Origin of the sequence: Microcystis sp. Msp_OC_L_20101000_S702 (assembly GCF_007095705.1) — a bacterium.
Taxonomy (GTDB): domain Bacteria; phylum Cyanobacteriota; class Cyanobacteriia; order Cyanobacteriales; family Microcystaceae; genus Microcystis; species Microcystis ichthyoblabe_A.
On the sequence record NZ_SFBO01000154.1, the window covers coordinates 1 to 9,352 of the forward strand.

The 9,352-nt window shown below is 42.9% G+C and carries 13 protein-coding genes; 8 read left to right on the forward strand and 5 right to left on the reverse strand.

Annotation, left to right across the window (positions count from 1 at the left end):
* Nucleotides 1-117: 117 nt before the first annotated feature.
* Nucleotides 118-522, forward strand: a complete 405-nt coding sequence (locus EWV60_RS16530) for a DUF1622 domain-containing protein (RefSeq protein ID WP_287233454.1) — start codon at nucleotides 118-120, stop codon at nucleotides 520-522.
* 92 nt (nucleotides 523-614) lie between these two features.
* Here EWV60_RS16530 and EWV60_RS16535 read toward each other — a convergent pair whose 3' ends face one another.
* The 3 genes from EWV60_RS16535 to EWV60_RS16545 form a co-directional block, all read right to left on the reverse strand.
* Nucleotides 615-1,295, reverse strand: coding sequence for a response regulator transcription factor (locus EWV60_RS16535; RefSeq protein ID WP_002753800.1), 681 nt, complete (start codon nucleotides 1,293-1,295; stop codon nucleotides 615-617).
* A 98-nt stretch (nucleotides 1,296-1,393) separates the two neighbouring features.
* Entirely contained in the window at nucleotides 1,394-1,849 is a 456-nt protein-coding gene (locus EWV60_RS16540) for a (2Fe-2S) ferredoxin domain-containing protein (protein WP_287233457.1), read from the reverse strand.
* Between the two features lie 55 nt (nucleotides 1,850-1,904).
* Nucleotides 1,905-2,207, reverse strand: a complete 303-nt coding sequence (locus tag EWV60_RS16545; protein ID WP_002775214.1) for a hypothetical protein — start codon at nucleotides 2,205-2,207, stop codon at nucleotides 1,905-1,907.
* A 115-nt stretch (nucleotides 2,208-2,322) separates the two neighbouring features.
* Between EWV60_RS16545 and EWV60_RS16550 the strand changes: the two genes are divergently transcribed.
* The 3 genes from EWV60_RS16550 (at nucleotide 2,323) to EWV60_RS16560 (ending at nucleotide 4,627) form a co-directional block, all read left to right on the forward strand.
* Nucleotides 2,323-2,724, forward strand: coding sequence for an Npun_F0494 family protein (locus tag EWV60_RS16550; protein ID WP_036395494.1), 402 nt, complete (start codon nucleotides 2,323-2,325; stop codon nucleotides 2,722-2,724).
* Between the two features lie 178 nt (nucleotides 2,725-2,902).
* A complete protein-coding gene (gene cobQ, locus EWV60_RS16555; protein ID WP_287233464.1) occupies nucleotides 2,903-4,378 on the forward strand; it encodes a cobyric acid synthase CobQ in 1,476 nt (491 codons plus the stop codon).
* Between the two features lie 9 nt (nucleotides 4,379-4,387).
* Nucleotides 4,388-4,627: a 2Fe-2S iron-sulfur cluster-binding protein gene (locus EWV60_RS16560; RefSeq protein ID WP_287233467.1), complete on the forward strand. Its 240-nt coding sequence runs from the start codon at nucleotides 4,388-4,390 to the stop codon at nucleotides 4,625-4,627.
* A 14-nt stretch (nucleotides 4,628-4,641) separates the two neighbouring features.
* Here EWV60_RS16560 and EWV60_RS16565 read toward each other — a convergent pair whose 3' ends face one another.
* Nucleotides 4,642-5,346 (reverse strand): cytochrome b/b6 domain-containing protein, encoded by a 705-nt coding sequence (locus EWV60_RS16565; protein WP_287233470.1) that lies wholly within the window; start codon nucleotides 5,344-5,346, stop codon nucleotides 4,642-4,644.
* Nucleotides 5,347-5,390: 44 nt separating this feature from the next.
* On the opposite strand from EWV60_RS16565, the gene EWV60_RS16570 reads away from it, so the two are divergent.
* Nucleotides 5,391-6,131 (forward strand): TIGR00297 family protein, encoded by a 741-nt coding sequence (locus EWV60_RS16570; RefSeq protein ID WP_002731915.1) that lies wholly within the window; start codon nucleotides 5,391-5,393, stop codon nucleotides 6,129-6,131.
* Between the two features lie 36 nt (nucleotides 6,132-6,167).
* Nucleotides 6,168-7,223: an amino acid ABC transporter substrate-binding protein gene (locus tag EWV60_RS16575; RefSeq protein ID WP_024970446.1), complete on the forward strand. Its 1,056-nt coding sequence runs from the start codon at nucleotides 6,168-6,170 to the stop codon at nucleotides 7,221-7,223.
* Nucleotides 7,224-7,225: 2 nt separating this feature from the next.
* Here EWV60_RS16575 and EWV60_RS16580 read toward each other — a convergent pair whose 3' ends face one another.
* The gene (locus EWV60_RS16580; RefSeq protein ID WP_002732954.1) at nucleotides 7,226-8,113 is read right to left on the reverse strand and encodes a lipid kinase; all 888 of its coding nucleotides are present in this window, start codon (nucleotides 8,111-8,113) and stop codon (nucleotides 7,226-7,228) included.
* Nucleotides 8,114-8,327: 214 nt separating this feature from the next.
* On the opposite strand from EWV60_RS16580, the gene EWV60_RS16585 reads away from it, so the two are divergent.
* On the forward strand, nucleotides 8,328-8,960 hold the full coding sequence (locus EWV60_RS16585) for a PEP-CTERM sorting domain-containing protein (RefSeq protein WP_223210838.1): 633 nt from the start codon (nucleotides 8,328-8,330) through the stop codon (nucleotides 8,958-8,960).
* Nucleotides 8,961-9,123: 163 nt separating this feature from the next.
* The coding region (locus EWV60_RS16590) for a hypothetical protein (protein ID WP_287233473.1) at nucleotides 9,124-9,352 on the forward strand (229 nt) is incomplete at its 3' end.

Here is a 9,352-nt window from a genome sequence, read left to right on the forward strand (position 1 = left end):
CTGGCTCTCGGGGTTTAGGTCTCTAATCAATCTCATTGTATTTTCCTGCTGCTTCGTTTTTTTATGTATTATACTTCTTAATTTTTTATTTGGGTAATTAATTTTGCATGACTACTTATGGAATTTTTAGCAACTTTAGAAACAGGCTTGATCTCTGCGGTGGCAATCATCAAGTTTTGCCTAGAAAGTATTTCGATCGCTTGTGTGGTGATCGGATTAATTAAAACCCTACAATTAGCTTGGCAGTCTAATCGTCACCGTCCCAGTCTTCCCCCTTTTTCCTTCAATCAAATTCGCATTCGTTTCGGTACTTGGCTATCTTTAGCCCTAGAGTTTCAGTTAGGTGGAGACATCGTGGCTACCACCGTCACACCTACTATAGAAGCCTTGGCACAACTCGCCCTCATCGCTATTATCCGAACTTTCCTCAACTATTTCCTCAGCCAAGAATTGGAAACGGAATTGTCCATGGAAAAAGAGCGATCGCAACTAGCAGCCCAGGACAATCTCAGGGATTTTTAATGCCAAAAAAAGGTGAGTTGACAATCACCTGACCTAACCCCTGATAAGCTGTTGACTATTGAGGGTATGCTAAAAAAGTTTTTCAGCAAGCTCTAGATAGTCAACAGCTTATTACTTTCGATCGCCCACTGGGTCAATTCCGTGCGATTATGAAGACCGGTTTTATGGAGCATATTCGACACATGACTTTCGATTGTCCGTTGACTAACATTGAGTTTTGCGGCGATTTCCCGATTAGCCAGACCCTGGGCGACCAATTGTACTACTTTTAATTCCGTTGGGGTTAATTCCACATTACCCGGAACCTGAACAGGGGTGACATCCGGGGAATGGATGCGGGTGCTGCGTTTCGGCAACTGGCCCGCTTGTTTGAGGGAAGACTCCACCCGGGCCACTAATTCTTCCGGTTCAAAGGGTTTGACCATATAAAAATCGGCCCCGGCGGTTAAACCTGTCACCTTGTCCTGACTTTGACCCTTAGGGGAGAGAAAGATCACGGGAAGGCCACTAAAACGAATGTCCCGACGAATTGTTTCGAGGAAGGCATAACCGTCCATTTCCGGCATCATCAGATCACAGATAATCATATCGGGCATTTCCCTTGCTTTGGCAGCATTTGCCCCGCGTTCAAGGATTGCCAGGGCCTCGGGACCGTTTTCTGCGGTTGTCACCCTATAACCACGAAACTCTAGATAATCTTTCGCCAAAAGTATTAAATTTGGGTCATCGTCGATTAATAAAAGTTGTTTGTTGTCTTTGTTGGTCTCTTTCATCGCTATTTTCCGGGCTGCAGGGTTGGGGGAATGGAGACGGACAAAGGATCGACAGGCAAAAGGTAAAAGGTAGTTAGATATGTGTAATTGATTGGGTTTCAGCTAGTTTTAACGCTGTTTTCCTCTATTGTTTCGGGTTCTTCTTCTGGACAGTTCAGAGAGATTGCCGGTAAATCGTGACAAAGGAAAGCATATTCAGTGACGATTTGATTACCGATTAGGTGTTCTTGGATAATTCTTTCGATCGCTTCCTTGTTGACCCTTCCATACCAGACTCCTTCCGGGTACACTAATAAAATCGGGCCTTGGCTGCAAACCCGCAAACAGTTGGCTTTAGTGCGAAAAATACAGCCCGGACGGTCGGTGCTAGGGCGATCGAGTTGTAATTCACTTAACCGCTTCTTTAAATAATCCCACACTTCTAACCCTTCTTCCTTGTCACAACATTTTGGCTTAGTCTGATCGCAGCAGAGAAATAGATGACGCTGGATCTGGGCCAGTCCCAACTTAGCCACATTTTCCCCCAAGATATCTCTAGTGTCCGCTTCTTCCATAAATTTTTTTTATCAATTAAACTCTTGACATTGAACAGAAAATGTGCATAGCCGACTAAAATTTCGGTTTGAGGATGTAACGATAGATAAGATAAAAGATAGCGGCGAGGATTAAAGCACTTAAAACTGCGCTAACTAGCCGTAAAATCGCCGTTAAAATCGAAAAAGTCACAAAAACCCCCGCCACTGCCACAACTACCTGTGCTGGTGTGGACAGGCTGCCGTACCAAGTTTTCACTTTTTCGAGGGTGGCAGCGAAACTAACCCGGGTATCAACGGGGGAAAAATCGTCGGTTTCGATTTCCACTTCCACTTCCTCTGGGGTATATTTAGTATCGAACGGTTCGGGAGACTTCATAAATACTCAAGCTACTTAACACTTCATCCCTATTTTATCGGTGATTGGGGTTGATAGGGGTTGGGGCGAAATTAATGTAACAATGAGTTTATCAATAGCTAGACGACTGGAATCTATGAGCCTATCGACTCCCACCGTTACCGCCATCAATTATCCTGATGCTACCATCACTAGGGCCCAACGCGCCCTCTGTTGTTCTCCTTTCCGTGTCACCCTATTCGCCGCTATGCTGGAGCAAAGTGTATCACTTTTGAGCATTCCGGGTGCTGGGGGTTTAGAGAAAGGTTATACTTCCAGACTGCTGACGGAAGCAGCAGTGGAAAGCTATCTTCTCTGGTTGATTAAAGTGGGAATTTTGCGACGCGAAGTAGATGGACAGGGGATAACCGATAGTTTTCGTCTCACTCCTTTGGGGAGGAAATTAATAGAAAAATGGCAACCCCAAGGGGACTTTTTCCCTCAACCCACTTTCTGGCAAAGATTTTTAAATACTCTGCAACGTTGGTTTTCTTTTTAATGCTGTTGGGAGTCAGTTATCAGTTATCAGTTATCAGTTATCAGATGTGAGTTTTCAGTTATTAGCCTCTTGCATGAGTGCCTGTCCTTATAAGTAGCATATACTCAACGGATTTAGTATCAACTGATTACTGTTTACCGATTACTGTTCACTGAAAATGCTCAATTAAAAAAACTAGATGAAAGCAATTATGGTAGTGGGGACAACATCCCACGCGGGTAAATCTTTTTTAACTGCGGCTTTATGTCGTTTATTCAACCGGAAAGGTTGGCAGGTAACACCCTTTAAAGGTCAGAATATGGCTCTTAATGCCTATGTTACCGCCGGAGGGGAAGAAATGGGTCACGCCCAGGCGGTGCAAGCATGGGCTGCGGGGACAGTTCCCCGGGTAGAAATGAACCCAATTTTATTAAAACCCCAGGGAAATATGACCTCTCAGGTGATTATTAAAGGTAAGGCTGTTGGTGTCACCACGGCAGCGGATTATTATCAGAATTATTTTGACCAAGGTTGGCAAGCAATTAAAGAATCTTTAGCCAAATTATCGGCAGAATTTGATTTAGTTGTCTGTGAAGGTGCGGGAAGTCCGGCGGAAATAAATCTCAAACATCGCGATTTAACTAATATGCGGGTGGCTAAATATCTCGATGCCGCTACTATTTTAGTGGTGGATATTGATCGCGGGGGGGCTTTTGCTCACGTCGTCGGTACGTTAGAATTATTAGAACCGGAGGAAAGAGCTTTAATTAAAGGTATTGTGATCAATAAATTTCGCGGACAAAAATCTCTCTTAGATTCGGGGATTACTTGGCTAGAAGATTATACAAAAATTCCCGTGTTGGGAGTTCTTCCCTATAGTGATATCTTTTTAAGTGCCGAGGATTCTCTCAGTTTACTCGATCGCCCCGCCCAAAAACCCAAAGCTGAACTAAATATCAGTGTCATTCGTCTGCCTCATATCGCTAATTTTACTGATTTTGACCCTCTCTGTGGTGAAGCAACAGTTAATCTACGTTATCTAGAATTACAGGAATCTTTAGGTGATCCCGATGGGGTAATTATCCCCGGTTCTAAAACCACTGTCACTGATTTAATTGCTCTTAATCAAAGTGGTATGGCTAATCAATTACAAGCCTATCACCAAAAGGGAGGTATTATCTTTGGCATCTGTGGTGGTTTGCAAATGTTAGGGCGATTAATCCTCGATCCTGACCATCGAGAAGGTCCCGAAAGTGAGGCAGCTGGCTTAAATTTACTGCCGTTAAAAACGGTAATTACTGCCGAAAAAATTACCCGTCAACGCCAAGTTTTATCTAATTTTCCCCAAGGGGGTTTACCAGTAACAGGATACGAAATTCACCAGGGAATAAGCGCATGGGAAAGTGAATCAGGTTATCAAAAAATGTTCGAGGAAGATGCTAGTCTAGGAATTGTCAGTGATTCTCTCTCAATTTGGGGTTGTTATTTACATGGTATCTTTGATAATGGTTCTTGGCGAAGAAATTGGCTAAATCATCTGCGTCAGCGTCGCGGTTTATTATCTTTGCCTACGGGAATTGCTAACTATAGTGAACAAAGAGAAATAACCCTAGATAATATGGCTAATTTACTGGAAGAACATTTAAATCTTAAACCTATTTTTGCTCATTTGTAAGGAGAAATTATGACTATTTCAGTGCGTTTTTTACCCGATGATATTATCATAGAAGCGGAAACGGGAGAACTATTATTAGATGTAGCCAAAAAAGTAGGAATTGACATTCCTACCGGCTGTTTAATGGGTTCCTGTCACGCCTGTGAAGTAGAATTAGATGATGGTACTCAAATTTGTAGTTGTATTACTGGTATCCCGGGCGATCGAGATTCTTTAACCGTTCATTTATACTCCGATCCGCTCTGGTAGTTGCTCCCTTAGATCTAGTCAAACTTGGGAACAATCCAAGCCGCTATAATAGCCAATAAAACAACAATTTCTAAGACTTTATATAAGTTAAGAGATTGTAGCCACTGCAAAGTATTAGCTAGACGCAAACCTAACCCCCATTGACGTAATTGAGATAACCATAATTTCGGGCTATCTTGTTCACGAAAACGCCATTTAAGGATAGATAATAACAGGGGAACTCCTCCCACTTTAGCAGTCATGAGCAGGTGCAGCACCAGACCTACTACCATAATTAACCAACTGAGCAAATGGGCATAATACCAAAAGTGATTTAATTCCCCTTCCGGTAGCCATTTGGAATCCATCATCCGACCACTATACAAGGCAAAAGTTAGGGCAAAAAGAATCAAAGTATTGACTAAACGATGGAGACTGTACCACCAAATTGGCTTACCAAATTGGGTTAATTTGTTAAGAGAATCACTTTGAATTAATCTTTTGTTGCCGCGACGAAAAGCATAGATAGCAAAAACGGGAAAGATAATCAGAGTATAGAGGCCAAAAGTACCATGAATACTTTCAATTTCTTGGTATTCTGGTAGGGGCAGTTTCAACCAACGACCGTCAAAAGTATCATAGGTCCAATAGGCCGTAACCATGGCGGCAATGAGGACAATTCCCGTGAATCCGTGCAGAATTCGCAGTAAAAGAGGTTGATAAGGTTGATTAGTTTTCATCGACTAGATCGATACAATAGGGTATATAAACTTGGCCAGATACTATGTTAACTAATCCTTGGCTCGTCGCTGTTCTTCTCAATACCATCCTCCTCGGAATCGCTGCAATTGCCCCAAAAAAGCTCTTAACTCGGATGGGTTATCTCCATGCTTGGGTTTTAGGGGTAATTGTCTGGGGAAGCTTGGGATGGCGCGGTTATCTGATTGTTTTATTCTATTTCCTCGTCGGTTCTACTGTCACCCGCATCGGTTTAGCGCGCAAGGAAGCGGAGGGAATCGCCGAAAAAAGAGCGGGGGTACGCGGTCCAGAAAATGTCTGGGGTTCCGCTTTAGCAGGGGCAATTTGCGCTATCCTCAGTCTTTTTGCCGCTTCTCCCTGGGATTACCTGTTAATACTCGCTTATGTGGCTAGTTTTAGCACTAAATTAGCCGATACTACTGCCAGTGAGGTGGGCAAAGCTTACGGTAAAACTACTTATCTAATCACTAATTTTAAATCCGTCCCCCGGGGAACAGAAGGTGCTGTTAGTTTGGAAGGAACGCTCGCCGGTTTGCTGGCAGCCACGGCGATTTCCCTGTTAGCATGGACTATCGGTGCGATCGATCTTCTTGGTGTGTTATGGTGTGTAATTGCAGCCTTTATCGCCACCAATATCGAAAGTCTCATCGGAGCTACCCTACAAACCCGCTTTCTGTGGTTAACTAATGAATTAGTCAATGTGATCAATACGGTTATCGGTGCGATCGTGGCTATAATGTTAAGCTTGCTCTGGTCTTTCCGCTAAAGTTAAGTGACTAAAAAAATTTTTCAGAGAATATCTATGCTAAAGTGGCGTTTTTGTGCATTGTCCCTGCTGTTACTGCTAATTACTGCCTGTGGGACGGAAAATCAACCTAATTCTAGTTCTAACACTGCAAATAGTCCCAGTGCTGACCGCTTGCAAACGGTGAAAAATCGCGGTAAGTTAATTTGTGGTATTAACGGAGAAGTGCCGGGGTTTAGCTTTGTTAATGAAAAAGGCGAATATTCGGGCTTAGATGTGCAAATTTGTCGAGCTATCGCGGCGGCTCTCTTTGATGATCCCGCCAAAGTCGAATATCGTAAACTTAGTCCCCAAGAGAGATTTACTGCCGTACAGACGGGAGAAGTGGACATTCTCAGTCGCAACACCACCTGGACGATTAACCGGGATACCGCTCTGGGGATGGAGTTTATCACCCCGGTTTTCTATGATGGTCAAGGAATTATGGCCACGAAAGCCAGTAATATTAAGAAATTAGAAGATTTGAGCGGAAAGTCCATTTGTGTGCTATCGGGAACCACCACGGAACAAAATCTGGCCGATGCCATGGCAAAAGCGGCAGTGCAAGGTTATAAACCGATCGTTTCCGATGATGTGGAGGCTTTATATACAGCTTATCAGGCGGGGCGCTGTCAGGCTGTCACCTCCGATCGCTCCCAATTGGTGGCCCGGCGCTCGGTTTTTCCCCGACCGCAGGATCATCAATTATTAGAAGTGGTAATATCTAAGGAACCCTTGGCCCCGGCCGTGGCCGATGGTGATCCCGCTTGGTCGAATGCCGTCCGCTCGATCGTTTTTAGTTTAATTCAAGGGGAAGAATTTGGAATTAACTCCCAAAATATTGCCACTTTTGCCGATAGCAAAGACCCCAGTATTCGGCGCTTTTTGGGTATCGATGAGAAGTTAGGTGAAGATATGGGTTTGCCCAATGATTTTGCCCAAAGAGTCTTAAAACAGGTGGGTAATTACGGTGAAATTTATGATCGTGAAATCGGTAAACCCCTGCAACTCGATCGAGGTTTAAATAATCTTTGGACAAAGGGCGGTTTATTGTATTCTCCTCCTTTTCGTTAATTTTAAGATTGTGTTTTCTGGCGGGGAATATAGACCCCTATGGCTGCTGGAATAACCCGAAATATGGCGGGAGTAGTGCTAGTAATTTCGCCATCGGTGTTGATACTATGGGGTTTACGAGTCTCAATTTGAATTTCTTTACCGTTAAGAGTTCTCACCCAAGATAATAAACCCTGTTGTCCTCGCGGTAATGTCCACAAAAGCGGGAAAATTTGCCACCAGTGTTCAATTTCTAGGCTATATAAATCTAACCTTTGATCGTCGATTTGGGCATCGTAAGCGATCGGCATTCCTCCCCCATAATAACGACCATTTCCGATCGCTATTTGTAGGGTTTTAACTTTGATATTTTCTCCATCAATACCGATCATAGCGGTAAAAGGACGGGTTTTACTTAATACCTGTAGGGCTGTCCAAGCATAGGCCAAAATTCCCAAACGTCGCTTTAAACCCTTGCTCAGTTTCTGGGTAATTTTCACACTTAATCCTAAACTAGCCACGTTGAAAAAGTATTTATTATTTACCCAACCTAGATCGATATATTTTAAATTACCTTCGGCAATAATTCGACAGGCTTCGGCAATAGAATTCGGTATCCCTAAAGTCCGGGCTAAATCATTAGCGGTTCCCAGAGGTATAATGCCTAGGGGCAGTTGAGTTTCTACCAACACATCCGCCATAGCATTAAGAGTCCCATCGCCACCACCGACGATAACTAAATCAATACTAGAGCGATATTTTTCCAGCAAAAAAGGTATATCTTCTACCTTTTTCAAAGGGACGCTGATAATTTCAAAATCCCAATGATTGAGCAGATCAACAGTTTGAGCAAAGTTTTCTTTACCCTTGCGCGAGTGACGATTGATTAGTAGTAAAGCTCTTTTAGTCATAGGTAAGTTTCTCAGTAGCATCAATATCTGAAGATAAACCAAGTTGGATAAGGCTTTTAGACTTTTTTCTCCTCAAAAAGTGCGGCTCTCTTATTCTTTGTGTGATCTCGCGTAGCGAGCGCGTTGCGACCAGTTTAACTTACTATAGAAGCGATCAATCTTTGTGTCCTCTGTGTTTCTGTGGTTCCTTCCACTCGCTCGCCAGCAGGACTGTATCTTAGAATACATTTTACCCACCAAACCTAAGAGAGCCAATGGAGGCGGCTCTAAATACTGGGACAAGAAATATAATGGTACTGGAAACACGTCGGTAAATTATGCTCCTCTCAGTGGAGGAGTTGGATATCTAACTGATGGCATAATTCCTACACAAAACTGGAATGATGTAGAAGTTGCAGACGGTACAGGACCTTATGTTGGTTGGGAAAACCGGAATCCTGTCATTACTTTTAACTTTGCTGGCACAGTAAATATAAACACAGTTACTGTATATGTGGATGACGCAAATGGTTTTGGTGCTGTTTCCGTACCGCAAAGTATATTATTAAGTATGGGTGGCTCTAATTATAATTCGGGATCTCTTACTGATCCTCCTACTGCAGCGCCAACATCCTATACTTTTTCAGGATTAAATTTTAGTGGTAGTTCCCTACAACTTACTCTAAATCGGCGCACTGCCTGGGTCTTTGCCAGCGAAGTTACTTTTGATGGCGAACTTTTGGGTGTCCAACCAGTTCCCGAACCCACCTCAACCCTCAGCCTCCTCGCTCTCGGTGCAGCTTCAACCCTGAAACGCAAACTAAAACCCTCCCAATCCACCGAAAAAGAAACCACAAAAGTCGGCTAAATTGCTTCTAAAATACCATAAATGCCCCTTTATTTAGTCAGTTGAGGGGTTATTTTTTGTCTATTGTTTATTGTCTATTATTTAATTGTTGCTAACTAATTGATAACAAGAGCGTTTTTTGTGGTAAGATGGTTGACCTAGTGTAGATATGGTAAACGTTAAAATGTCTATCACCCATATTAATAATCTTCAAGACCAGATTTTGCAAAGTATTAAGACTTTACCGCTAGAAAAACAGCAACAAGTCCTTGAATTTGTCAAATCCTTACAAAGAAATTCACGTTTTCAGAAATGGGACAATATTTCAGATGCAGAAGCACAATCGTTACAAAATGAATTTGCTCAAGAGGATATTAGCTTTTCAGAAAGTATTTTACCCGATTATTTATCTC

Coding starts and splice junctions, on each gene's coding strand:
- EWV60_RS16540 (WP_287233457.1), bottom strand. CDS start 1,849: ATGGAAGAAGCGGACACTAGAGATATCTTGGGGGAAAATGTGGCTAAG.
- EWV60_RS16575 (WP_024970446.1), top strand. CDS start 6,168: ATGCTAAAGTGGCGTTTTTGTGCATTGTCCCTGCTGTTACTGCTAATT.
- EWV60_RS16535 (WP_002753800.1), bottom strand. CDS start 1,295: ATGAAAGAGACCAACAAAGACAACAAACAACTTTTATTAATCGACGAT.
- cobQ (WP_287233464.1), top strand. CDS start 2,903: ATGAAAGCAATTATGGTAGTGGGGACAACATCCCACGCGGGTAAATCT.
- EWV60_RS16570 (WP_002731915.1), top strand. CDS start 5,391: ATGTTAACTAATCCTTGGCTCGTCGCTGTTCTTCTCAATACCATCCTC.
- EWV60_RS16565 (WP_287233470.1), bottom strand. CDS start 5,346: ATGAAAACTAATCAACCTTATCAACCTCTTTTACTGCGAATTCTGCAC.
- EWV60_RS16560 (WP_287233467.1), top strand. CDS start 4,388: ATGACTATTTCAGTGCGTTTTTTACCCGATGATATTATCATAGAAGCG.
- EWV60_RS16545 (WP_002775214.1), bottom strand. CDS start 2,207: ATGAAGTCTCCCGAACCGTTCGATACTAAATATACCCCAGAGGAAGTG.
- EWV60_RS16530 (WP_287233454.1), top strand. CDS start 118: ATGGAATTTTTAGCAACTTTAGAAACAGGCTTGATCTCTGCGGTGGCA.
- EWV60_RS16580 (WP_002732954.1), bottom strand. CDS start 8,113: ATGACTAAAAGAGCTTTACTACTAATCAATCGTCACTCGCGCAAGGGT.
- EWV60_RS16550 (WP_036395494.1), top strand. CDS start 2,323: ATGAGCCTATCGACTCCCACCGTTACCGCCATCAATTATCCTGATGCT.